Raw genomic sequence first — 24784 nt, 5'->3', positions numbered from 1 at the left:
GGGCTGGGGACAGGGGCTGGAGACAGAGCAGGAGGGGGCGGCCTCTTCCCCAGGTCGCCCCCTCCTGCGGGGTCATTCCTACCAGGTCGTGACCGCCACCGGGAGTCGACACGCGGGCACGCCGGCCCGGTGCCGCCTCAGTTCGCGGAGGGGTCCGCCGTGGCGGTGGAGAGCACCGCCAGCCGGCCGGACTGGCGGCGCAGCACCGACCGCCACAGCTCCGGCCCGGAGGCGCCGGTCAGCACGTCAGCCGGGATGCCGGCGACGCAGGCCCAGGCGCCCTCGGCGACCTCACCGGCCAGCTGCCCCGCCGACCAGCCGGCGTAGCCGGCGAACACCCGCAGGCCGCCGATCTCGCCCTCCAGCTCGGCCGGGTCGCTGTCCAGGTCGACCAGGTGGACCGCCCCGGCGACCTCGCGGAGGCCGCTGTCCTCCGGCAGGGGCTCGCTGCCCCGACGGGTGGCCAGGCACAGGGCGGTGTCGGCCTCGCACGGCCCGCCCACGTGGAAGACGCCCGGTTCGACGGCCAGCTCCGACCAGCCCGGCAGGACGTCGCCGATCCGGACCTCGCTGGGCCGCCCGAGCACGACGCCGATGGTGCCGGTGTCGGAGTGGTCCAGGACATAGACGACCGCGCCGGCGAAGGTCGGGTCGGTCAGGGACGGCATGGCGACCAGCAGGCAACCCGGCCGGACGTCGTCCAGCGAGCCGACCGACAGCGCCGGGATGCCGGTACGCCTGCCCCGCCCCGCAGCCTGGCCGGCTGTGGGGCGACGCTCGGGATCGGGTGACGACGGCACCGGGTTCATCGCCTCCAGTGTGCATCAGGGACCGGCCGGAGGGGCGGCTCGTCCGCCCGCCTCCTGACCTCCCGCCGTCGGCTGCCTGTGGACCGCGGGCGACGTAGTGTGGCTGGGATGCAGCAGGCGCCCACGACCGTGCGTCACCTCCTGCTGCGCGGTGACTTCCGCCGGTTGCTGGCCACCCGGCTGTCCTCGCAGTTCGGCGACGGCGTCTTCCAGGCCGCCCTGGCCGGCACCGTGCTGTTCAACCCCCAGCAGGCGGCGGACCCGATCGACGTCGCCGCCGGGTTCGCCGTCCTGCTGCTGCCGTACTCGCTGGTCGGCCCGTTCGCCGGCGTCTGGCTGGACCGCTGGAGCCGCCGGCAGGTGCTGCTGGTCGCCAACGTCGTCCGCGCGGTCCTCGTCGTGGTGGTCGCGGCCCTGGTCCTGGCCGGGATCCAGGGGACGGCGTTCTACGTCGCCGGCCTGCTGGTCTTCTCGGTCAACCGCTTCGTCCTGTCCGCGCTCTCCGCAGCGCTGCCGCACACCACGGACGCGCCCTCGCTGGTCTCGGCGAACGCGCTGTCCACGACGTCCGGTGCGGTGGCCGCCGTGCTGGGCGGCGGGGTCGCCATCGGCGCGACGGCGCTGTTCGGCTCCGGGAGCGGCGGGTACGCGGGCCTGGCCCTGGGCTCGGCGGTGCCCTACCTGGTGGCCTCCGCGGTCGTCTCCCGCTTCCCGCGCGGTCACCTCGGCCCCGACCACCTGACCCTGGCCGCCACGGTCAGCGCCCGTGACGTGCTGCACGGGATGGTGGCCGGCGCCCGGCACATGCTGGCGCACCCGCCGGCGACGGCCATCCTGTCGGTGATGGCGGTGCACCGGCTGATGTACGGCCTGCTGACGCTGATGACGCTGCTGCTGTACCGCAACACCTTCACCGACGTGACCGGGCTCTTCCGCGGCGGGCTGGCCGGGCTGGGCGAGGTCCTCGCCGCCGGCGCGGCCGGCACCCTGCTCGCGGCGGCGGTGACGCCGTGGGCGGTGCGCCGGTGGGGCAAGGCGGCCTGGATCGTCGGGCTGCTGGTGCTCGGCGGCACCGGCCAGCTGGTGCTGGGCGGGATGTTCCGGCCGCCGTCGATCGTGGCCGCCGTCCTCACCCTGGGGTTCGTCGCCCAGGGCATCAAGATCTGTGTCGACACCACGCTGCAGGAGGCGGTGGACGACGACTTCCGCGGCCGGGTCTTCTCCGTCTACGACACCCTGTTCAACGTGACCTTCGTGGTGGCGTTGCTGGCCGGGGCGTTCCTGATGCCGGCGTCGGGGGTGAGCTGGCCGCTGCTGGTCGGGGTCGCAGCCGGCTACCTGGTCACCGCCGTGCTGTTCTCCCGCTGGGCCCGCGCCGAGGCCCGGCGCACCGACGACGCCCCGCTCGCCCTGCGGGTGTCGCTGACCTGAGGGGTGCCGGCCGGCCTCAGCCGCGGGCGCGCCACCAGGCGAGCAGCTCGGCCTCGGCCTCGTCCGGCTCCAGCGGCCCCCGCTCCAGCCGCAGGTCCTTGAGGAACCGCCAGGCCTCGCCCACCTCGCGGCCCGGCGGGATCTCCAGCAGCTCCATGATCCGGTTCCCGTCCAGGTCCGGCCGCACCCGGGCGAGGTCCTCCCGCTCCGACAGCTCGCTGATCCGCTGCTCCAGCGAGTCGTATGTCGCCGACAGGGCCGCCGCCCGCTTGCGGTTGCGGGTGGTGCAGTCGGAGCGGACCAGCTTGTGCAGCCGGGGCAGCAGGTCACCGGCGTCGGTGACGTACCGGCGGACGGCGGAGTCGGTCCACTCCCCGCGGCCGTACCCGTGGAAGCGCAGGTGCAGGAAGGTCAGCCGGGAGACCGCCTCGACGACGTCCTTGGGGTACTTCAGCGCCAGCAGCCGCTTGCGCACCAGCTTGGCGCCGACCACCTCGTGGTGGTGGAAGGAGACCCGGCCGCGCGGCTCGTGCCGGCGGGTGGCCGGCTTGCCGACGTCGTGCAGCAGCGCCGCCAGTCGCAGCACCAGGTCCGGCGACGGCGCCTCCGGGTCGGCCTGCTCCAGCGCGATCGCCTGGTCCAGCACGGTCAGCGAGTGGACGTAGACGTCCTTGTGCTGGTGGTGCTCGTCGATCTCCATCCGCAGCGCCGACAGCTCCGGGAGGACGACGTCGGCCAGCCCGGTGGAGACGAACAGGTCCAGCGCCTCGCTGGGGGAGTCGTTGAGCAACGTGCGGGAGAACTCGTGCTGCACCCGCTCCGGGGTGATCCGGCCCAGCTCGGTGGCCAGCGACGTCATCGCCTCGACGACCTCGGGGTCCGGGACGAGCTGCAGCTGGGCGACGAAGCGGACGGCGCGCAGCATCCGCAGCGGGTCGTCGGCGAAGGAGTCCACCGCCCGGCCGGGGGTGCGCAGCCGCCGCGCCAGCAGGTCGCCCAGCCCACCGAAGGGGTCGGTGACCGTGCGGTCGGGGCCCAGCGAGACCGCCATCGCGTTGACGGTGAAGTCGCGCCGGGCCAGGTCCTCGGCCAGCGAGGTGCCCCAGGCGACCTCCGGGTTGCGGGACTCCCGGTCGTAGCGGTCGGCGCGGAACGTGGTGATCTCCACCCGCTCGCCGCGCACCTCGGCGCCGACGGTGCCGAAGGCGATGCCGGTGTTCCACGTGGAACTGGCCCAGCCCCGGAGCACCTCGAGGGTCTGCTCGGGTCGGGCGTCGGTGGTCAGGTCCAGGTCCCCGGTGGGCAGCGGCCGGTCCGTCCCGGCGGCCAGGAGCGCGTCGCGGACGGAGCCACCCACGAGGTGCACCTCGTGGCCGGCGGCGGAGAACCGCTCGCCGAGGGCGACCAGCACGGGGGAGACCTCGACGAGCTCGCGCACCGTCTGCTGCACCGCCGCGGGGACGGGCGGGGAGGGTGGGGTCGGGCCGGAGGGGGCGCGACGCGACGGCTCGGTTGACACGACGGTCGAGGGTAGTGCCGTGTCGCGCGCTACCCTGCTGACATGGCGGGGACGGGCGGGCGGCAGCGCCCCGGCCGCCGGCTGCGCCGGGTCGACGAGACCTCGGCGGGCGGGCTGGTGGTCGCAGACGACGAGGTCACCGGGCCGCGCGCCGCCCTGATCGGCCGCACCGACCGCCGCGGCCGCCTGCTCTGGTCGCTGCCCAAGGGGCACATCGAGCAGGGCGAGACGCCGGAGGACACCGCCGTCCGCGAGGTCGCCGAGGAGACCGGCATCATCGGCCAGGTCGTCGCCCCGCTGGGCATCATCGACTTCTGGTTCGTCGCCGACGGCCGTCGCGTGCACAAGACGGTCCACCACTTCCTGCTCCGGGCCACCGGCGGCGCCCTGTCCGACGCCGACGTCGAGGTGACCGAGGTCGCCTGGGTGCCCCTGACCGAGCTCGGTGGGCGCCTGGCCTACGCCGACGAGCGTGCGCTGGTCGAGCGCGCGCCCGGCCTGCTGGCCGACAGCGCGTGACCCGGCGGGCCGCCGGCCGCGCCGGCGGCCGGCAGGTGCTGCTCGCCGCCCTCGTGGCCGTGGTGAGCGGGCTGGTGGGCGCCCCGGCCGCCGCCGCGGCCCCGGGCGACCCGGCCGCGCCCGGCGACTCGGCCACCCCCGACCGGGCGACCGGCTCCTCGGCCGACCGGCCGCTGGAGCTGACCCTGGACCGGCTGGAGCCGCGCACCGTCACCCCCGGCGCCGCGGTCGAGGTGACCGCCACCCTGCGCAACGACGGCACCGAGACCTACGAGGACCTGGAGGTGCGGCTGCAGCGGGGCGAGGTGCTCACCTCGCGCAGCCGGCTCGCCGCCGACCGCGACCGACCCGGTGACCACACCGCGGCGACCACGCCCTTCCTCGAGGTGTCCCCGGACGAGCTCGAGCCGGGGGAGACGGTGACGTTCACCTACGCGACCCCGGCCGACGCGCTGCAGCTCACCGCCGACGGGGTGTACCCGCTCCTGGTCAACGTCAACGGCACCCGCTCCGACGGGGTCACCGAGCGGGCCGCCGAGCTGTCGACGTACCTCGTGGTGGCGCCGGCGGCCCCGGACACCCGGACCGGGGTGGCCTGGCTCTGGCCGGTCACCGACCGGCCGCACCGGGACGCCACCGGTGCCTTCACCGACGACGCGCTCGCCGCCCAGGTGGCCGACGGTGGCCGCCTGGACCGGGTCGTGGACACCGTCGAGCAGCTGCCGCGCACCCCCGGGGCGACGCCGGAGGAGACCCGACCGGCCGTGCCGGTCACCCTCGCCGTCGACCCAGCACTGCTCGAGGAGCTGGCGGCCATGGCCGCCGGCCCCTACCTGGTGGACGGCGAGGAGGGCCGGGGCACCGCCGACGCCGCGCAGCTGCTCGAGCGGCTGCGCCGGCTGGCCGCCGACCACGACGTGGTGGCCCTCCCGTACGCCGACCTCGACGCCGACGCGCTCGTGGCGGCCGGTGAGTCCGCCGCCCTCCTGCGCGCCCTGCCCGGCGACGGCACCGCCCGCCAGCCCGGCACCGCCGACGGCGCCCTCGTCCCGGCGTCCGCGGCCGGCTCGTCCAATGACACCGGCGCCGGGACGGCGATCGTCGAGCGGGTGCTCGGGGTGGAGCCGCGCACCGACCTGGCCTGGCCGGCCGGGGGCACCGTCGACGAGGCCACCCTGGACACCCTGGTCAGCGGCGGGGTCGGCACCGTGGTGCTGGCCGAGGACGGCCTGACCGACGGCAGCCGGGCGGTGGGGGACGACGGCGACCCGGCCACCGCCCGGGGTGAGCTGGAGACCGCCGGCGGGCCGGTCACCGCGCTCGTGGCCGACGGGGGACTGGCCGAGGCCGTCGCGACCGCCTCCCTGCAGCCGGAGGCCGGTCGGCTGGTCGAGCAGCGCTACCTGGCCGAGCTCGCCGCGCTGCACGCCCAGCAGGGGGCCGGCACGCCGCAGAGCGTCCTGGTCGCCCCGCCCCGCTGGGTCGACCCCGACCCCGGCACCGTGGCCGCGATGATGACCGACACCCTGACCCAGTCGTGGCTGGCGCCGGTGCCGGTCGCCGCGCTCGTCGACGGCCCGACCGCCGACGTCGGCGAGCTGACCGGCACCGACCCGGACGTCCGGCTGCCGTCCGCGACGATGGCCGGGATCGTGGAGACCTCGCGGGTGCGCGACGACTTCGCCGCCGCCGTGGTCGGGGACGCCGACGAGGCGCTCGCCGGGTACGACGCGGCGATCGCCCGGGCGGCGTCCGCGCAGCTGCGGGGCGAGCCGGAGGTGTTCCAGGGCGTGGTCACCGACCTCCGGGACACCGTCGCGGGGCTCCGGGAGCACGTCACCCTGGTCTCCCCGGCGGACGGCACCTACACCCTGGCCTCCAGTGACGCCCCGCTGGTGCTCACCGTGCGCAACGACCTGCCGTTCGCCGTCGACGTCCGGCTGGACCTGCAGAGCCGCCGCAACGTCGGGCTCACCACCGAGGACATCGGCGTGCAGACGCTCGCGCCGGAGTCGCTGACCACGATCGAGGTGCCGGCCGACGTCCAGCAGTCCGGCGGATTCGCCGTCGACGCCCAGCTGACCACCCCCGCCGGTGGCCCCCTGGGCGAGCCGGTGCAGCTGCAGGTGCGGAGCACCGCCTACGGCCCGATCACCCTGGCCATCACCCTCGGTGCCGCCGCGCTGCTGGCCCTGCTGTTCCTCCGCCGGGCGGTGCGCTTCGTGCTGCGCCGCCGGCGGGGTGAGCCGGCGCCGACGGCGGACCAGGCGGCCGGCCTGCCGCCGGCCCGGAGCCCGGTGTGAGCGGCCCGCCGGCCGGCTCGGAGGACCAGCGCGCCGGCTCCTCCGAGGCCAGGCCGCGGACCCCCGCACCGCTGCCCCCACCGCCGTACCGGGGAGCCCAGCCGGGTGCCGGTGCCGGTGCGGGTGCGCAGCCCGGTTCGGCGGCCACGCCACCCGCCCCGGTCCCGGCCCCGGTGGTCGGCAACCGGCCCGATGCCCTGGCACCGCCGGTCCCCCCGCGGTCCCCACGCCCCCTGCCCCCGCCACCGGCGGGCTACCCGGCGGCACGGCCGGTGGGGGACCGCCCGGCCGACGCCGCCCGCCGGCGTGCCGCCCTGCCCCCGGTGCCCCCGCCGGCGCGGCCGCGGCGCTTCGTGCCCGGCCCGGACGACACCCAGCTCATCCCGGTCATCCCGGCGGTGCCCCGCTACCTCGAGGACGAGCCGGAGGACGCCGGGTCCCGCCAGGGGCGCTCCGGTGGCAGCGGCGGCATCCTGCGCGCGGCCGGGACGATGGCCGTGGCCAGCCTGGTCTCCCGGCTCACCGGCTTCCTGCGCACCGTGGTGCTCACCGCGGCGCTGGGCTTCGGCCTGGTCGGCGACGCCTACTCCGTCGCCAACACGCTGCCCAACATCGTCTACGAGCTGCTGCTCGGCGGGGTGCTGACCTCGGTCGTCGTCCCGCTGCTGGTCAGCGCCCAGGAGCGGGACGCCGACGGCGGTGTGCGGTACACCCAGCGGCTGCTCACCCTGGCCACCGTCGGCCTCGCCGCGCTCACCGTCGTGGCCGTGCTCGCCGCCCCGGCGCTGACCTGGCTGATGAACATCCGGGAGGACCCCGCCCAGGTGGAGCTGGCCAACTGGCTGGCCCGGATCCTGCTGGTCGAGATCGTGTTCTACGGGGTCGGGGCGCTGGCCACGGCGGTGCTCAACGCCCGGCAGGTATTCGGGCCGCCGGCCTGGGCGCCGGTGCTGAACAACGTCGTGGTCATCGCCACCGGTGCGTTGTTCCTCCTCGCGGCCGGGCCGGGGGACCTGACCCCGCTCACCATCACCCCCTTCCAGGTGTGGCTGCTGGGCATCGGCACCACCCTGGGCATCGCCGTCCAGGCGCTCGTGCTGCTGCCGCTGCTCGGTCGCAACGGGGTGCCGCTGCGCCCCCGGTGGGAGCTGCGCGGCACGGGTCTGGGCGAGGTCGGGACGCTCGGGCTCTGGGTGATCGGCTACGTGCTGGTCAGCCAGATCGGCGTCGTCGTCGCCATCAACGTGGCCAACGAGGCCGCCGACGCCGGCGGCCTGGGCCCCCTGGCGTTCAGCAACGCCAGCCTGCTCTTCCAGATGCCCTACGGGATCATCGGCGTCGCGCTGCTCACCGCCCTCCTGCCCCGGATGAGCCGGGCGGCCGCCCGGCACGACATGGACGGCGTCGTCGCCGACCTCTCGCTGGGCACCCGCCTGTCGGCGACCGGCCTGCTGCCGGTGACCGCCCTGCTGGTCGTCCTGGGCCCGGCCGTGGGCATCGTGGCCTTCGCCCGCGGCAACGCCGACGTCAGCGACGCCCGCGGGGTGGGGGTCGCACTTGCGCTGGGCGCCTTCGGCCTGCTGCCGATGGCGGTGACCCTGCTCCAGCTGCGGGTGTTCTACGCCATGAAGGACGCCCGCACCCCCACGCTCATCCAGGTGGCGATGGTCGCCGTCCGGGTGCCGTTGCTGCTGCTGGTGCCGGTGCTGGTCGAGCCGGAGCACGTCGTGGCCGGGTTGATGATCGCCACGAGCGCCACCTACGTGGCCGGCTGGGTCGTGGGCGCCATCGCCCTGGACCGCAAGCTCGGGGTGCGGGCCAGCGCCGAGGCGGGCACGACCGTGCTCCGGATGGGGGCGGTCTCGGCGGTCGCCGGGGCCCTCGGCTGGGCCGCCGTGTCGCTCGCGGGCCGGTCGCTGGGCACGTCGGTACCGGGCTCGCTCGGGACGGTGCTCCTCGGTACCGTGGTCATCGGCAGCGCGGTCGTCGCGGGTGCCGTGGTGGCTGGTGTCCCGGAGCTCCGGGGCGCACTGGCCGGGGTCCGGGCTCGTCTCGGGCGCTCACGGTGACCGGCGGCCGAGCGACCGGAACCGGGGGCGCCGTCCCCGGCGGTGAGTGAGCAGGGGGTCGGCAGCGTCCGTGACGTCGACGACAACCGGCCTGCCCGATCGCTACCGCCCGCTGGACCAGGTGGCGCCCGACGAGGAGACGCCCACCGGCGTCATCCGTTCCTGGCGCGCCCGTGACCGGGTGCTCAACCGCGACGTGGCGCTGCGGGTGCACACCCCCGGCGGCCCGGCCGCGCGCGAGTGGATCAACCGCGCACTGACCGCCGGCGGGCTGGCCACCCCCGCGCTGGCGATGGTCTACGACGCCGCCGAGGGCACCGGACGCAGCGAGCCCGGTGGGGCCGCCTACGTCGTCAACGAGTGGATCGAGGGCATCCGGCTCTCCGACCGGCTGGCCGCCGAGGGCCCGCTGTCCGAGCGCGAGGCGCGCGCGGTGGTCCGCCGGCTGGCCGAGGGGGTCGCGGAGGCCCACCGGGTGGGCCTCGCCGTCGGCGGCCTCACGCCCGAGCACGTCGTGCTGCGTCCGGGCGGCCTGGTCGGCCTGCTGTCGGTGCCGGCGGCCAGCGGCACCGAGAAGGGCGACATCACCGCGCTCGGGGCGCTGCTGGAGCTGTGCCTGACCGGCCTGCCCGGCAGCCAGCCCGCCGAGATCTCCTCACCCGACCTCGCCGCCCTGGTGCGGCGGGCACGCTCCAGCGACCCGGCCACCGGGCTGTCGAGCGTGACCACGATGGTCTCGCTGCTCGTCGAGCGTCCGCGTACCGGCCCGCAGGAGAGCGCCCGGCCCGACGGGATCACCGACAGCGGCTGGGTGCGCCGGCTGCGGGACCGGCGCGACCTGACCGACGTCGAGGACGACGGCGACGAGGACCAGCCGGTCCGGCTGGTGCGCAGCACCCTGCCGCCGGTCCCCGGAGCGGCGCCGTCCCGCCCGCTGTCCGCCGGGTCCACGGGGTACCGGGACGACGCCGAGGACGACCTCGTCCTCGGCGAGACCTTCGTGGCCGAGGACGACGACGACGGCGTCGTCGAGCGCGAGCCGGAGCCGTCGGCCCGGCGGCGGCTGGCCGTGATCGGTCTGCCGGTGCTGGCGCTGGCGCTGGTCGTGGTCATCGGCTGGTGGTTCGGCACGAACGTGCTCTCGGTGGCCGGCAGCGTCGAGAGCGGCCCGACCCGGCTGACCCCCGACACGAGCGTCTCCGCCGATCCCGCCCCCGACCCCGCCGCACCGGCCCCGCCGGCCGCCGGTGCACCGCTGCCGATCACCGGCGCCACGGTCTTCGACCCGTTCGGCGACGGCGAACCCGAGAACGACGGCGACGTCCCGCTGACCTTCGACGGCGACCCGGGCACGGCGTGGTCGACGCTGAACTACCGGGGCACGCCCGACTTCGGCAACCTGAAGCCCGGGGTCGGCGTCCTGTACGACCTGGGCAGCGAGCAGGCGGTGAGCGGTGTCTCCCTGCGGACGACCCGGCCCGGGGAGACCGTCGAGGTGCGCACCGGGGGGTCACCGGAGGCCGGTCTGGAGTCCTTCGACGTCGCCGCCTCCGCGGAGCTGACCGGCGAGGACCTGCTGTCCTTCGCCGAGCCGGCGACCAGCCGCTACGTGCTGGTGTGGCTGACCTCCCTGGTCCCCGTCGACGAGGGCTACAGCGGCGACCTGGCCGAGGTGGCCGTCCTCCCTGCCGGCTGAGGACGCCCCCCGGGGGGAGGGACGGCACCGGTCCGCCGGGAATGCGCGTCCTAGGCTGGCCGTTGTGCGCCCCGTGACGACGAACCAGCCGACGCCCGGTCCCGCGGTCTCGACCGACGGCCCGCCCGCCATCCCCCCGGCGGAGCACGACGGGATCCGCGACCTGATCATCATCGGGTCCGGCCCCGCCGGGTACACCGCTGCCACGTACGCCGCCCGCGCGAACCTGCACCCCCTGGTGTTCGAGGGGTCGCAGTTCGGCGGTGCGCTGATGACGACCACCGAGGTCGAGAACTTCCCCGGCTTCCCCGAGGGCATCCAGGGCCCCCAGCTCATGGACGACATGCGCACCCAGGCCGAGCGCTTCGGCGCCGAGCTGGTCGCCCGGGACGTCAGCGAGGTCGACCTCACCGTCGACCCGAAGATCGTCAAGGTCGGCGATGAGGTGCACCGCGCCCACGCGGTGATCGTCGCCACCGGCTCCAAGTACCGCTACCTCGGGCTGGACAACGAGCAGCGGCTCCTCGGCCGCGGCGTCTCCGCCTGCGCCACCTGCGACGGCTTCTTCTTCCGCGACCAGGACATCGTGGTCGTCGGCGGCGGCGACTCGGCGATGGAGGAGGCCACCTTCCTCACCCGCTTCGCCAAGTCGGTGACCGTGGTGCACCGCCGCGAGGAGCTCCGCGCGTCGAAGATCATGCAGAAGCGCGCGCAGGACAACGCCAAGATCCGCTGGGCGCTGGGCAAGCAGGTCACCGACGTGCACGGCGACAGCACGGTGGAGGCCGTCGAGCTGACCGACGTCGCGACCGGGTCGACCGAGAAGATGCCGGTCAGCGGCCTGTTCGTGGCCATCGGCCACGACCCGCGCACCGAGCTCTTCGTCGGGCAGTTGAAGCTGGACGACGAGGGGTACGTGGTCGTCGACCACCCGACCACCCGCACCTCCATCGACGGCGTGTTCGCCTGCGGCGACGTCGTCGACCACATCTACCGGCAGGCGATCACCTCGGCCGGCACCGGCGCCGCCGCGGCCATCGACGCCGAGCGCTGGCTCGCCGAGACCTTCGACGAGCGCTGAACCACAGACTGCACAGTCCCCTCAGAGCAAGGAGCAGCACCATGGCAGGCAAGAACACCGTGACCGTCACCGACGCCAGCTTCGCCAGTGACGTCCTGGGCAGCGACAAGCCCGTGCTGGTCGACTTCTGGGCCGAGTGGTGCGGGCCGTGCAAGATGGTCGCCCCCGTGCTGGAGGAGATCGCGGCCGAGCACGCCGACAAGCTCACGATCGCGAAGCTCAACATCGACGAGAACCCGCAGATCGCCCGCGACTACCAGGTCATGTCGATCCCGACCATGACCGTGTTCCAGGGCGGCAAGCCGGTCAAGAGCATCATCGGCGCCAAGCCCAAGGGCGCCATCCTGTCGGACCTGTCCGACTACCTCTGATCCCGTCGGGCCGGCCACCGGCCGACGGGACGTCGCAGCCGCTGCGCTGAGACGCGGATCGCATGGTGAGGCCCGCCCGTCCCCCCGGACCGGCGGGCCTCGCCCGTTCCCACGACCGTCACCCGGACAGGGGTGCCGGGTCACCCGGTGCACCGTCCGGTCGTGCACACCCGCCACAATCGTCTGCAACGGTCCCCACCGGCCGTCCCGACCCGAGCGAGGAGCGACGACCTGCGCATGGACGTCCTGCGACCCGGCAGCACCGGTCCCGCCGTGGCGGAGGTGCAGGCCGTGCTCCGTTCCCTCGGCCTGCTGACCGACGAGCCGGAGCGACCCGAGGGTCCGGACGACGCCGGCTACGACGCGGCCACCGAGCTCGCCGTCCGGCACTTCCAGCAGGTCCGCGGCCTCTCCGTCGACGGCCGGGTGGGTGACGAGACCTACCGGGCACTGCACGAGGCGCGCTGGTCCCTCGGCGACCGGCTGCTGCGGTTCGACCCCGAACGGCCGACCCGCGGTGACGACGTCCGCCGGCTCCAGGAGCTGCTGCTGGAGCTCGGTTACGACGCCGGCCGGGCCGACGGCATGCTGGGTGCCGACACGGAGCTGGGTCTGCGGGCCTTCCAGCGCGACTACGGGCTCACCGCCGACGGAACGTGCGGTCCGGCCACGCTGCGCGCGCTCAAGCAGCTGGGCCGCCGGGTCACCGGTGGCCGGCCGCAGCTGCTGCGGCAGAGCGCCTCGCTGGTCGACTCCGGGCCCCACCTCATCGGCCGGGTCATCGTCATCGACCCGGGCCACGGGGGAGCGGACAGCGGGTACACCGCCGGGGAGACCACCGAGGCCGACCTGGTCTTCGACCTCGCCTCCCGGATCGAGGGGCGGCTGGCCGCCGCGGGCGCCACGGTCTACCTGACCCGCGGCCGTACGGTGGACGCGACCGCGGCCGACCGCACCGCCTTCGCCAACCAGGCGCGCGCCGACCTCTTCCTCTCCCTGCACATGGAGGCCCACGGGTCGGCGCACGCCCGCGGGGTCGCCAGCTACTACTACGGGACCGGGTCCGGGGCGAGCTCCACGGTCGGCGAGGAGTTCGCCAACCTGGTGCGCCGCGAGGTCATCGCCCGCACCGGCATGCTCGACTGCGGTTCCCACCCCAAGACCTGGGACATCCTGCGGATGACGCGGATGCCCGCCGTCCGGGTCGACTGCGGCTACCTCTCCCACCCGGTCGACCGGCTGCTGCTGCTGGACGCCCGGCTGCGCAGCACCGTCGCCCAGGCGGTCGTCGCCGCCGTCCAGCGGCTGTTCCTGCCCGCCGACGCCGACCCGGCCACCGGCACGTTCCTGCTGCCCGCCCGCAGCAGCTGAGGACGTCGGGTAAGCCCCTTTCGCCCCCACTCCTCGCACGCGCCGGTCGGGCGCGCGCGGGAGAGTCGACACGGCTCGCTCGGACGGACCGGTCCGACTGCGGGGTGGGCCGCCTAGACTCCGACAGGTGACCCCTCCTGTGCCCGACCCCTCGGTCGGAACCGGTCAGGGCGGGGCGCACTCCAGCGGTGCGTCCCCGCACGTCTCCCCGCGGCACCCGCGGCTGGACCCCCTGGCCGACCGGTACGCAGCACGCACCCACGGCATGAAGAGCTCGGAGATCCGGGCACTGTTCTCCGTGGTCAGCCGGCCCGAGGTCGTCTCGCTCGCCGGTGGCATGCCCGCGGTCACCGCGCTGCCGCTGGACGCGGTCGGGTCGATGATCGGCGAGCTGGTGTCGGGCATGGGCGCCCAGACGCTGCAGTACGGCTCCGGCCAGGGCGATCCCCGGCTGCGGGAGCGGATCTGCGACGTCATGGCCCTGGAGGGCATCACCGACGCCTCGCCCAGCGAGGTGGTCGTCACCGTCGGCTCGCAGCAGGGCCTCGACCTCGTCACCCGGGTGTTCGTCGACCCCGGTGACGTCATCCTCGCCGAGGCGCCGTCCTACGTCGGGGCCCTCGGCGTCTTCCAGGCCGCCCAGGCCCGGGTCCGGCACGTCGCGATGGACGACGACGGGCTGATCCCCGAGGCGCTGGAGGAGGCCCTGCTGGAGTGCAGGGCCCGCGGTGACCGGGTGAAGTTCCTCTACACGGTGCCCAACTTCCACAACCCCGCCGGCGTCACGCTGACCGAGGCCCGCCGCGAGGCGATCGTCGCGATCGCCGAGCAGTACGACCTGCTGGTCATCGAGGACAACCCCTACGGCCTGCTCGGCTTCGACAAGGAGCCGATGCGCGCCCTGCGCGCCCGCAACGCCGACCGGGTCGTCTACCTCGGCTCGTTCTCCAAGACCTTCTCCCCGGGCCTGCGCGTGGGCTGGGTGCTCGCCCCGCTGGCCGTGCGGGAGAAGCTGGTGCTGGCCACCGAGGCGCAGGTGCTCTGCCCGCCCTCGCTCACCCAGTACGCGGTCGCCCGGTACCTGGACACCCAGCCCTGGCGCGAGCAGATCAAGGTCTTCACCGAGCTCTACCGCGAGCGCCGCGACGCCACCCTGGAGTCGCTCACCGCACTCATGCCGCCGGGCACCACCTGGACCAAGCCCGAGGGCGGGTTCTACGTCTGGCTGAAGCTCCCGCACGGCCTGGACGCCAAGCTCATGCAGCCACGCGCCGTCGCCGCCCACGTCGCCTACGTGCCCGGGATCGGCTTCTACGCCGACGGTGGCGGCCGGGAGCACATGCGGCTGTCCTACTGCTACCCCGAGCCCCACCAGATCCGGGAGGGGGTGCGCCGGCTCGCCCGGGTCATCGAGGCCGAGCTGGACCTGCACTCCACCTTCGACGCCGTCGACACCGGGACCTTCCGCGCGGTGAGCGCGGCCACGGCCCGGCCGGAGAGCAGCCGGCCGGCCCCGCCGCCGGTCATCGGGCCGGCGAACAGCGACCAGAGCGAGGACCGTCAGCCATGACCGACCAGGCGGCCGCCCCGGTGGCGGCATCCGGCACCTCCACCACGCCGCTGCGGGCCCTGGTGCTCGCCGGTGGGCTCACCTTCGAGCGTGAGGTCAGCATCAACTCCGGCGGGCAGGTGGTCGCGGCGCTGACCCGGGCCGGCGTGGAGGCGGAGATGCACGACGCCGACGCCGAGCTGCTGCCCGGCCTGGCGGCCTCGCCGGCCGACGCGGTGTTCATCGCGCTGCACGGCGCCACCGGCGAGGACGGCGCGCTGCGGGCGGTGCTGGACCTGGCCGGCGTGCCCTACGTCGGCTCCCCGGCCGCGGCCTGCCGGCTCGCATGGGACAAGCCGGCCGCCAAGTCGGTCGTCCGCACCGCCGGGATCTCCACGCCGGACTGGGTCGCGCTGCCGCACAGCACCTTCCGGGAGCTGGGCGCCGGCGCCGTGCTGGACCTGATCGTGGCCCGGCTCGGGCTGCCGCTCATGGTGAAGCCCGCGTCGGGTGGCTCCTCGCTCGGTGTGCAGAAGGTCAGCCGGGTCGAGGACCTGCCGGCCGCGATGGTCAGCTGCTTCGCCTACGGCGACACGGTGATGGTGGAGCGGTTCGTCGACGGGGTGGAGCTGGCCCTGTCGGTGATCGACCTCGGGAACGGCCCGGAGGCACTGCCGGCGGTGGAGATCGCCCCGGAGTCCGGCGTCTTCGACTACACCTCCCGGTACACCCCCGGGATGACCGAGTACCACTCGCCGGCGCGGGTCTCCGACGAGGTCGCCGCCCGTGCGGCGGAGGTGGCGCTGCGGGTGCACGAGGTGCTCGGCCTGGCGGGCCTGTCCCGCACGGACGCGATCGTCACCCCTGACGGCACCGTGCAGTTCCTCGAGGTGAACGTCTCCCCGGGCCTGACGGAGACGTCGATGTTCCCGATGGCGGTCGAGGCCGCCGGGTACGGCCTCGGCGACGTCCTCGGCCGGTTGCTCGCCCGCGCCGCGGCCGAGGGGCCGATCACCAGCTGAGGGGCGTCGCCCGTGCGGACGACGCCCCCACGGTCATTACGTCTGTGACGTATTGACCGTGATCACTCCGACTGGCTGCGCCCGGTGATGTCCGGCGCCATCATGCCGACGATCCGCTGCAGGTCGTCGACCGAGCCGAACTCCACCACGATCCGGCCCTTGGCCCGGCCGATCTGCACCTTCACCTTGGTCTCGAAGACGTCGGACAGCCGACCGGCGAGGTCCTCGACCCCCGGGGCGCTGATCTTCCGTGCCGAGCGGCGCGCCGCGGTGGGGGAGTCGGCGACCGCCATCGCGACGGCCTCCTCGGTCGCCCGGACCGACATGCCCTCGGCGACGATCCGGGTGGCCAGGGCGTCCTGGGCCTCGGCCTCGGGCAGGCCGAGCAGGGCCCGGGCGTGCCCGGCCGAGATGACCCCGGCGGCCACCCGCGTCTGCACCTTCACCGGCAGCTTCATCAGCCGGATGGTGTTGGTGACCTGGGAGCGGCTGCGCCCGATCTTGCTGGCCAGCTCCTCGTGGGTGGCGCCGAACTCCTCCAGCAGCTGCTGGTAGGCGGCCGCCTCCTCCAGCGGGTTGAGCTGGACCCGGTGGATGTTCTCCAGCAGCGCGTCGCGCAGCATCGCGTCGTCGGTGGTGTCCCGGACGATCGCGGGCACGGCCTCCAGGCCGGCCGCCCGGGAGGCGCGCAGCCGGCGCTCGCCCATGATGAGCTCGTAGCGGCCGTCGCCGGCCTCCCGGACGACGATCGGCTGGAGCAGGCCGAACTCGCGCACCGAGTGGGTGAGCTCCTCCAGCGCCTCGTCGTCGAAGACCTGCCGCGGCTGCTTGGGGTTCGGGACGACGTCGCCGACCGGGACCTCGCGCAGCTGCGCGCCGGGAACGCCGGCGACCTCCTCGAGCGCGCGGCTCGGGAGCTCGTGCACCGACGCCGTGCGGGTCGACTCGTCCGGAGGGGTGGCCCCGGCCTGGTCGACCGCGGTGGCGGCGACCTCGGCTGCCTCGGCGGCGCGCGCCGCCGGGGTCGCCGTGGGAGCCGGTGCACTCGTGGGGATCAGAGCCGCCAGGCCCCGCCCCAGACCGCCGCGCTTGGTCACTGGTCCTCCTCGCAGATGCCCGGTGTCCGCAGACGCGGCTCGGGGGTGGGAATGGGGCGCACCGGGCTCACGTCGCGTGCCGTCCGCGCGGGGCCGTCGCCGGCTCACCGAGCACCAATGCCGCCACCGACGGCGGCCCGGCCACTGGCGGTGGCCCGGCGCTCGCCGTGGACGGCGCGTTGACCGGGGGCGGGTAGACCGGTGGGGCGACCGGCGGCGGGGGAGGAGGAGGCTGGCTGACCGGCTGGACGGTCGACGCGGGCAGCGCGACTCCCCGGCGGGCGAACTCCCGGGCGGCCTCCACGTAGCTGGTCGAGCCCCGGGACCCCGGGTCGTAGGTGAGCACCGACTGCCCGTAGCCCGGCGCCTCGCTGACCCGGACGTTCCGCGGGATGACCGCCGTGAGGACGACGTCGCCGAAGTGGTTGCGCACCTCGTCGGCCACCTGGTCGGCGAGCTTGGTGCGCCCGTCGTACATGGTGAGCAGGATCGTGCTCACCGAGATGCCCGGGTTCAGGTGGGCCCGCACCAGGTCGATGTTCGAGAGCAGCTGACCCAGGCCCTCCAGGGCGTAGTACTCGCACTGGATGGGGATGAGCACCTCGTCCCCGGCCACCAGCGCGTTCAGCGTCAGCAGGCCCAGGGACGGCGGGCAGTCGATCAGGACGTAGTGCGGGCGCTCCTCGGCGGGGAGCTCGTGCAGGTAGGTCTCGATCGAGCGACGCAGCCGGTGCTCGCGGGCCACCACGGAGACCAGCTCGATCTCCGCACCGGCGAGGTCGATCGTCGCCGGCACGCAGAAGAGGTTCGGGCTGGCGGTCGTCGGGTGGATGACCTCGGCGAGCGTGCTGTCGCCGACCAGGGCGTCGTAGATCGAGGGCGTGCCCACCGTGTGCTCCACCCCGAGGGCGGTGCTGGCGTTCCCCTGGGGATCGAGGTCGATGACCAGTGTCCGGAGCCCGTACATGGCCAGGGCGACACCCAGGTTCACCGTCGAGGTGGTCTTCCCGACGCCGCCCTTCTGGTTCGCCACGGTGACCACCCGGATCCGCCCCGGGGCCGGGAAGGGGTCCTGGTCGGCGGCGTGCAGGACGCGCGTGGCCCGCATCGCCTCCATGGCGATCGGGCTGTCGAAGTCGGGACCGACCGGCAGATCGGCGGCGAGGCTGTTGCGCAGGCGCTCGCCCGGGTCCGTCATCGGTGCTGCCTCCCCACCACCCTGTTCCACGTGGAACAGGGTGCGATCGCTTCGGCGAGTTCCACGTGAAACGGGCTCACCCTGCCGAGCGCCCGGACCGTGAGGTGTGCGCGCGGGTCATGAGCACCACGGTAGTGGCTGCAGCACCGAGCTCGACACCGACTGCCCGCGTGTGCACATCCCGCATCCCCGCCGCTTCGAGCTCCGGCACGAGATCCGGCACCTCGGCTGCCGCCCGGGCACCGACCAGGGCGATCAGCTGGGCGCCCGGGGCGAGCAGTCCGCGGCACCAGCCCACCAGTCGTGGCAGCGGGGCCACCGCCCGCGCCGTCACCACGTCGACCGGGCCGACCGCCCGCACGACGGACCGCTCCTCGGCGCGCCCCCGGACCACCCGCCAGGGAGCGCCGAGCTCCGTCACGACGTCCTGGAGGAACTCGACCCGGCGGGCCATCGGCTCGACCAGCGTCAGGGTGAGGTCGGGGCGGGCGAGCGCCAGCGGCACCCCGGGGAGGCCGGCACCGCTGCCCACGTCCACCACCCGGGCACCCTGCGGCACCACCTCGGCCAGCGCGGCGCTGTTGAGCACGTGCCGGTCCCACAACCGGGGCACCTCACGCGGCCCGATCAGCCCACGCACCACACCGTCACCAGCGAGCATCGCGACGTAGCGGGCGGCCTGGTCGACGGCCGGCCCGAACACGGCGACGGCGGCCGCCGAGGGCTCCGGAACGGCAACGGACGGATCGACCGGGGCCCCGTCTGACTGCCCCTCCGCGCCGGTCACCGGTCGGGCAGGACCACGACGCGGCGGTTCGGCTCCTCGCCCTCCGACTCGCTGCGCACCCCGGCCGCTGCCGCGATGACGTCGTGGACGACCTTGCGCTCGAACGGGTTCATCGGCGACAGGCGCTCGGGGGCCCCGCTCTGCGCGACCCGCTCGGCCGCCTCGGACGCCAGGCTGGTCAGGTCGGCCCGGCGCTTGGCCCGGAAGCCGCCGATGTCGAGCATCAGCCGGCTGCGGACGCCGGTGGACTGGGCCACCGCGAGCCGGGTCAGCTCCTGCAGGGCCTCCAGGGTCGCCCCGTCGGGCCCGATGAGGGTCTTCAGCTGGCCGCCCACGACCGCGACCGAGGCCCGGTCTCCCTCGACGTCCAGGTCGATGTCGCCGTCGACGTCGAGGATGTCGAGCAGCCGCTCGAGGTAGTCGCCGGCCACGTCGCCCTCGCGGACGAGCAGGCCGTCGCCGCCCTCCTCGGCCTCGTCGTCGTCAGCGTCGTCGTCGGACTCGTCGTCCACGTCGACCGGCTCGACGACGGCGTCGGAGGACGCCGGGTCGGCGTCGGGCAGCGCGGGGTCACCGCTCCCGCCGGCCGGGGTCAGCAGTGCGTCCGAGGTGGCCTCGGACGTCGCCACGGTGTCGTTGTCGGATGCACTCACGGAGTCCTCCAGGGTCGTGCAGGCGGCCGGGCGAGCCCGGTGGTCGGGGGCGGGCACGCCGCGGGCGCAGGCCCGGGTGCCGCAGCCGGTCAGCGGCGCTTGCGTTTGCCTCGGTTGGCGGGCCCGGCCGAGGACCGGTTGCCCGAGGAGCCCGTCCGGGGGCGGGCACCTCCGCCACCGGGGGGCCGCCCGTTCGCCGAGCCGCCGTCCGTGGACCCGTGCCCCTGGGCGGGGGTCGCGCCGGCCGGCGGGGCGTCGGGGGTGGCGGCGTCGCCGTCCACCGTGGAGGCGGGGGCGGCCGTCGCGCCCCGGCTGCCCGACTTGGGGCGCACCGGCTTCGCGCCCGGCTTGGGGGCGAGGGCCTTGGGGTCGATCTGCGGCTTGTCGGCGGCGGCCTTGGCCAGCGCGGCCGGCGACCCGGGCGGGGGCAGCTTCTTGAGGATGTAGAACTGCTGGCCCAGGGTCCACAGGTTGTTGGTGAACCAGTAGAGGAGCACGCCGATCGGGAAGAAGAAGCCGGAGACGAAGAGGCTCAGCGGCATGCCGTAGAGCAGCAGCTTCTGCACCATCGCGGCCTGACCCTCGACCGGGCCGGAGCGCTTCATGATCTGCTTCTGGGTGAAGAAGGTCGTGAAGCACATGATCACGATCAGCAGGAAGGCGACGATCCGGATGTTGGTGTAGTCGACCCCCGGCAGACCGAGGATCAGCCGCTCCTTCTCCCCGACCATGTTGAACGAGGAGGAGATCGGTGCGCCGAACAGCTGCGCCGAGGCAGCCTGGTCGGTGAGGGTGTCGTCCCAGCTGTAGAGGCCGTCCTTGCCGGGCGCGATCCGGCGCAGCACGTGGAAGAGCGCGAGGAAGATCGGGATCTGCGGCAGGATCGGCAGGCAGCCGGCGAGCGGGTTGACCCCGCGCTCCTTGTTCAGCGCCATCATCGCCTGGCTGAAGCCCTGCTTGTCGCTGCCGTACTGCTTGCGGAGCTTCTGGATCTCCGGCTGGATCTCCTGCATCGCCCGCTGGCTCTTCACCTGCTTGACGAACAGCCGGAAGAGCAGCACGCGGATGGTGACGACCAGGAAGACGATCGACAGCGCCCACGCGATGCCGCTCGCCGGGTCCAGGAACGTGGAGAACAGTGCATGCCACTGCTTCATCACCCACGCGATCGCGGTGTACAGCCAGTCAAGCAACGCCAGCCTCCTGCTGCGCAGACCGGCGCGGAGCCGGCGGGGTGGCACGGTCGGGACGACGTGTGCCGTCGGCCGTCGACGCGGTGGCCGCGGACGGTTCCGGCGGCTGCGCCGCTGTGCACGACGAGTGGGTGGGCCCAGCGGTTCCTGGGTCGGGGTCGGGACCTGCGTCGCCGGGCGTCGCGGGGTCCTCGCGCCGGGGCGGGACCAGGTCGACGCCGCCGGGGTGCCAGGGCGCGCACTTCGCCAGCCGGCGCACGGCCAGCCAGCTGCCCCGCCCGGCGCCGTGGACCTCGATCGCCTCGGCCGCGTAGGCACTGCAGCTGGGCTCGAAGCGGCAGCGCGGCGGGAACGCCGGGCTGATCGCGCGCTGGTAGAAGCGGACGGCGGCCAGCAGCCCGCGCGCGGGCGCGTTCATCACGGCCGCCGGGCCCGGGGGTCGCGTACGCCGAGGACCCGGTCGAGGCCGGCGTCCAGGTCGCGGCTCAGCACGGCCGAGCCGGCGTCGGCCGCCTCCGGGCGGGCCCGGATGACCAGGTCCGCGGTCGGCGGGAGCCGGTCCAGCCGGGCACCCACCAGGTGGCGGAGCTGACGGGTGACCCGGTGCCGGCACACGGAGTTGCCGACGGCCTTGCCGACCACGAAACCGGCCCGTGGCCCGGTCGCGGGGCCCGAGGGACCCCCGACCCGGGCGACGGGCCGTTCGGAGAGGTAGTGCACCACCAGGGTCGGCCGCCCGGCACGCCGGCCGGACCGCACGACCGCGGTGAACTCCGGCCGCCGGCGCAGGCGTGCCTGCGCAGGCAGCACCTCAGGCGGAGAGCTTGGTGCGACCCTTGCCACGGCGAGCGGCGAGGATCGCCCGCCCGGCCCGGGTGCGCATCCGCAGCCGGAAGCCGTGGGTCTTGGCCCGACGACGGGTGTTCGGCTGGAACGTGCGCTTGCTCACGAGGGACTCCCACTGCTGACGACGTCGATGCGGCGCGCACCCGGTCGGGCAGCGCACGCGCGGGGCCGGGCTGGTCATCGACCCCGGTGTCCCTGGGCCTGCGACCGTCCCGGACTCCCGAGGCTGGTCTGCTGTGCGACGGACCCGGTGGTCACACCCCACGAGCTCAGGGCGTGCGCCGTCCTCCGTGCACAGACTCCGACCAGCATAGCCGAGACCCGGCGGGTCCCGGTCTGCTGGCCGGACCGGTCATGGTGCACCGTTGATCGGGTCACCCGGAACCGGACACGCCGGGGCCGTCCAGCGTGCCGGGTGGCGTCGTCGTTGCCTGCCTGTGGACGGGGCTGTTAGCGTCGCCGTCGCTCCGGGTCGGACGACCGGGCGCCGGTTCTCCTGCCGACCCCGTCGGCCGATTGCTCGCCGGACCCTCTTCCGATCGCCCCTGCCGGGGCGCTCACCAGCCATGACGTCGTGCCCGGCAGCGCGGACGCCGGTCGCCCGGACCACGTGTCGCCGAGCGTGCACAGACTGTGGACACTCGTGTGGACACAGCACCGCCGGACGTCCACAGCTGGGGACCCGACGGGGGATCCAGCGAGTCTCCGACACCGTCCCACCTGTGGACGACGGCTCCGGGGCCGCACCGACGCTCCGGGGACACACCGGAGGCAGAGCACTGAAGGCACGGGAAGGGACACAGTCGATGGCCGACGATCCGGTCGACCTGGCGACGGTCTGGGACCAGGCCCGCGAGAGGCTCGCCAGCAGTCTCACCCCGCAGCAGAAGGCGGTGCTCAACCTCACCCGCCCGCTCGGACTGTTCGAGGACACCGCGGTGCTCGCCGCGCCCAACGAGTTCACCCAGACGGTGCTCGAGTCCCGCATGCGCATGGTGCTGGCCGAGGCGCTGTCGGCCGAGATCGGCCGGGACATCCGGGTGGCGGTGCAGCTGGAGGACATGCCGGTGCCGCCCCCGGCCCCCGAGGCACCGCGGCTCGGCGCCGAGTCCGAGGCCCGCCGCTGGCCCGGCGCCGAACGGGACCGTCCGGCCGACGGGCCGCTGCCGGACTGGACGTCGGAGGACCGGCTCGGCCAGGACCGGCACGCGCAGGACCGGCACGCGCAGGACCGGCTGGCCCAGGACCGCCTCGCCCAGGACCGGCTCGCCCACGACCGGGCCTCGGAGGAGCTCGCGGCCCGCGAGCGGGCGGCGCACGACCGCGCCGCCGAGGACCGCGCCGACCGGGACCGGGTGGACGACGGGCGGAGCGCCTTCGGGGTGCGCACCGACGCCGTGCGGGCCGAGGCGTGGCTGCCGGAGTCCGGCGACGGGCGCGACTGGTCGCGCGGGTCGGCCTCCGACGACCAGGCCGACGGCGGCCCCCGCCGGCTCGCCCCCTGGGACCGCGACCCGGGCGACGCCGGCCGCGACCAGGCGCCGGGGGAGGAGCGCACCGGTGACCGTCCGGCCGAGCGCGCCGGCCGCGGAGGCGGCGCCGTCCCGCTGTTCGCCGACCGGCGCCCCGCCGGCCTGGACCCGGGGCTGAACGCCAAGTACGTCTTCGACAGCTTCGTCATCGGCAACAGCAACCGGTTCGCGCACGCGGCCGCCGTCGCCGTCGCCGAGGCCCCGGCCCGGGCCTACAACCCGCTGTTCATCTACGGCGACTCGGGGCTGGGCAAGACCCACCTGTTGCACGCGATCGGGCACTACGCGGCGCGGATGTTCCCCAACGTGCGGGTGCGGTACGTCAGCACCGAGGAGTTCACCAACGAGTTCATCAACCTGGTGCACTCCGGCCGGGCCGAGGACTTCCGCCGTCGCTACCGGGACATCGACTTCCTGCTGATCGACGACATCCAGTTCCTGGAGCGCGCCGAGCGCACCCAGGAGGAGTTCTTCCACACCTTCAACACGCTGCACAACGCCAGCAAGCAGATCGTCATCACCTCCGACCGCGCGCCGAAGAAGCTGACGACGCTGGAGGACCGGCTGCGGACGCGGTTCGAGTGGGGCCTCATCACCGACGTCCAGGCGCCGGACCTGGAGACCCGCATCGCGATCCTGCGGAAGAAGGCCTGGGGCGAGCGGCTGCAGGCCCCCGACGCGGTGCTGGAGTTCATCGCCAGCAAGGTGCAGACCAACATCCGCGAGCTCGAGGGCGCGCTGATCCGGGTCACCGCCTTCGCCAGCCTGAACAAGCAGCCGGTCGACCTCGCGCTGGCCGAGCTCGTGCTGAAGGACCTGATCAGCGACGAGCAGGGCCCGCAGATCACCGCGGCGATCATCATGGCCGCCACGGCGGAGTACTTCTCCGTGACGATGGAGGAGCTGCAGGGCGCCAACCGCAGCCGCACGCTGGTCAACGCCCGGCAGATCGCGATGTACCTGTGCCGCGAGCTAACCGAGCTCTCCCTGCCCCGGATCGGTGCCTCGTTCGGCGGCAAGGACCACACCACGGTCATGCACGCGGTCAAGAAGATCACCGGCCTGATGAGCGAGCGCCGGGCCACCTACACCCAGGTCACCGAGCTCACCGCCCGGATCAAGAGCCGCGCCCGCTCCTGACCTGCCCGGCCGAGCCCAGCCCCGAACCGGGCCGGGCTCGGCCGCCGCACGTCCTCCCACCGCCCGGTCACCGGTCCGGTGGTCCTCCCGCACGCCCCGGTGTCGACCGGTGACGGTGCTCTCGCAACGGTCCGGATGCGGCCCGTGTCTCCTTGTCCCCAGATCTGTACACAGCCTGGGGAGAGCGGGTGTGCACTGGCCGTGGCCGGGTGGATCCCGCGGCCGGCCGCATCTGTGCAGGTCCAGCGGGTGTGCCCAGACGCCGACGTCCCCCGGGTGTCCACAAGTCGCCCACCGGCGCCGGTGGACAGCCCCGTGCACCCACATCGGGTGGGGACGGACCTGCGGGTGGTGGGGGGACACGGGGTGGAGAGCGGACGACGACGGTGCACGGCGGTCGAGTTGTCCACGTGTCGACACAGACCGACGCTCACCGGCCCACAGCGGGCCAACAGGCCCATTCCCGGGGTGACCTGCAGGAAGGGGTCCCATCCCCAGGATCCACACCCGTGATGACGAGGATGAGCTATCTCTCCCAGGTCTTCTCGAACAGCACTCTCGGTGGGGACGGGCCGTTCCGGGGGCTGCGCCCACCGGC

Annotated in this window: 21 protein-coding genes; 11 read left to right on the top strand and 10 right to left on the bottom strand. The window is 74.5% G+C overall.

The features are described from left to right. Positions 1-137: 137 nt before the first annotated feature. Positions 138-809 (bottom strand): YqgE/AlgH family protein, encoded by a 672-nt coding sequence (locus FB380_RS06490; protein ID WP_166754360.1) that lies wholly within the window; start codon positions 807-809, stop codon positions 138-140. Positions 810-917: 108 nt separating this feature from the next. Between FB380_RS06490 and FB380_RS06485 the strand changes: the two genes are divergently transcribed. Next, positions 918-2240 (top strand): MFS transporter, encoded by a 1323-nt coding sequence (locus tag FB380_RS06485; protein WP_166754359.1) that lies wholly within the window; start codon positions 918-920, stop codon positions 2238-2240. Between the two features lie 16 nt (positions 2241-2256). Here FB380_RS06485 and FB380_RS06480 read toward each other — a convergent pair whose 3' ends face one another. Further along, positions 2257-3759: a CCA tRNA nucleotidyltransferase gene (locus tag FB380_RS06480; RefSeq protein WP_229681761.1), complete on the bottom strand. Its 1503-nt coding sequence runs from the start codon at positions 3757-3759 to the stop codon at positions 2257-2259. Between the two features lie 42 nt (positions 3760-3801). On the opposite strand from FB380_RS06480, the gene FB380_RS06475 reads away from it, so the two are divergent. From FB380_RS06475 to FB380_RS06435, 9 genes are all read left to right on the top strand, one after another. Beyond that, positions 3802-4278, top strand: coding sequence for an NUDIX hydrolase (locus FB380_RS06475; protein WP_036333049.1), 477 nt, complete (start codon positions 3802-3804; stop codon positions 4276-4278). After that, on the top strand, positions 4275-6581 hold the full coding sequence (locus FB380_RS06470; RefSeq protein WP_166754358.1) for a DUF6049 family protein: 2307 nt from the start codon (positions 4275-4277) through the stop codon (positions 6579-6581). Before FB380_RS06475 ends, FB380_RS06470 begins: the two co-directional genes overlap by 4 nt. Before the next feature lie 272 nt (positions 6582-6853). Further along, the gene (murJ, locus tag FB380_RS06465) at positions 6854-8650 is read left to right on the top strand and encodes a murein biosynthesis integral membrane protein MurJ (protein WP_229681760.1); all 1797 of its coding nucleotides are present in this window, start codon (positions 6854-6856) and stop codon (positions 8648-8650) included. Positions 8651-8720: 70 nt separating this feature from the next. Further along, a complete protein-coding gene (locus FB380_RS06460) occupies positions 8721-10346 on the top strand; it encodes a protein kinase family protein (protein WP_166754356.1) in 1626 nt (541 codons plus the stop codon). Positions 10347-10410: 64 nt separating this feature from the next. After that, positions 10411-11427, top strand: a complete 1017-nt coding sequence (gene trxB, locus FB380_RS06455) for a thioredoxin-disulfide reductase (RefSeq protein WP_229681759.1) — start codon at positions 10411-10413, stop codon at positions 11425-11427. Between the two features lie 41 nt (positions 11428-11468). Continuing rightward, complete coding sequence (gene trxA / locus FB380_RS06450) at positions 11469-11798, top strand: thioredoxin (protein WP_014743508.1); 330 nt, start codon at positions 11469-11471, stop codon at positions 11796-11798. A 237-nt stretch (positions 11799-12035) separates the two neighbouring features. Beyond that, a complete protein-coding gene (locus FB380_RS06445) occupies positions 12036-13169 on the top strand; it encodes an N-acetylmuramoyl-L-alanine amidase (RefSeq protein WP_166754355.1) in 1134 nt (377 codons plus the stop codon). A gap of 127 nt (positions 13170-13296) precedes the next feature. Continuing rightward, positions 13297-14739, top strand: coding sequence for an aminotransferase-like domain-containing protein (locus tag FB380_RS06440; protein ID WP_166754354.1), 1443 nt, complete (start codon positions 13297-13299; stop codon positions 14737-14739). After that, complete coding sequence (locus tag FB380_RS06435) at positions 14736-15740, top strand: D-alanine--D-alanine ligase family protein (protein WP_166754353.1); 1005 nt, start codon at positions 14736-14738, stop codon at positions 15738-15740. Before FB380_RS06440 ends, FB380_RS06435 begins: the two co-directional genes overlap by 4 nt. Before the next feature lie 62 nt (positions 15741-15802). Here FB380_RS06435 and FB380_RS06430 read toward each other — a convergent pair whose 3' ends face one another. The 8 genes from FB380_RS06430 to rpmH form a co-directional block, all read right to left on the bottom strand. Further along, a complete protein-coding gene (locus FB380_RS06430) occupies positions 15803-16837 on the bottom strand; it encodes a ParB/RepB/Spo0J family partition protein (protein ID WP_166754352.1) in 1035 nt (344 codons plus the stop codon). A gap of 67 nt (positions 16838-16904) precedes the next feature. Continuing rightward, the gene (locus FB380_RS06425) at positions 16905-18035 is read right to left on the bottom strand and encodes a ParA family protein (protein ID WP_166754351.1); all 1131 of its coding nucleotides are present in this window, start codon (positions 18033-18035) and stop codon (positions 16905-16907) included. Positions 18036-18111: 76 nt separating this feature from the next. Further along, a complete protein-coding gene (gene rsmG / locus FB380_RS06420; protein ID WP_229681758.1) occupies positions 18112-18738 on the bottom strand; it encodes a 16S rRNA (guanine(527)-N(7))-methyltransferase RsmG in 627 nt (208 codons plus the stop codon). Between the two features lie 80 nt (positions 18739-18818). After that, the gene (locus FB380_RS06415; RefSeq protein ID WP_188959483.1) at positions 18819-19475 is read right to left on the bottom strand and encodes a Jag family protein; all 657 of its coding nucleotides are present in this window, start codon (positions 19473-19475) and stop codon (positions 18819-18821) included. Positions 19476-19564: 89 nt separating this feature from the next. After that, positions 19565-20668, bottom strand: coding sequence for a membrane protein insertase YidC (gene yidC / locus FB380_RS06410; protein WP_166754349.1), 1104 nt, complete (start codon positions 20666-20668; stop codon positions 19565-19567). Next, on the bottom strand, positions 20661-21086 hold the full coding sequence (gene yidD / locus FB380_RS26205; protein WP_166754348.1) for a membrane protein insertion efficiency factor YidD: 426 nt from the start codon (positions 21084-21086) through the stop codon (positions 20661-20663). Before yidD ends, yidC begins: the two co-directional genes overlap by 8 nt. Beyond that, complete coding sequence (gene rnpA, locus FB380_RS06400; RefSeq protein ID WP_166754347.1) at positions 21086-21478, bottom strand: ribonuclease P protein component; 393 nt, start codon at positions 21476-21478, stop codon at positions 21086-21088. Before rnpA ends, yidD begins: the two co-directional genes overlap by 1 nt. Position 21479: 1 nt before the next feature. After that, the gene (rpmH, locus tag FB380_RS24540) at positions 21480-21617 is read right to left on the bottom strand and encodes a 50S ribosomal protein L34 (protein WP_166754346.1); all 138 of its coding nucleotides are present in this window, start codon (positions 21615-21617) and stop codon (positions 21480-21482) included. Between the two features lie 703 nt (positions 21618-22320). Here rpmH and dnaA point away from each other — a divergent pair. Beyond that, a complete protein-coding gene (dnaA, locus tag FB380_RS06390; RefSeq protein WP_166754345.1) occupies positions 22321-24186 on the top strand; it encodes a chromosomal replication initiator protein DnaA in 1866 nt (621 codons plus the stop codon). Positions 24187-24784: the final 598 nt, after the last annotated feature.

It is taken from the genome of Modestobacter marinus (assembly GCF_011758655.1).
GTDB classification, from domain to species: Bacteria; Actinomycetota; Actinomycetes; order Mycobacteriales; family Geodermatophilaceae; genus Modestobacter; species Modestobacter marinus.
Note: the sequence above shows the minus strand (reverse complement) of the source record. Positions and strands in the feature narration are given on the sequence as shown.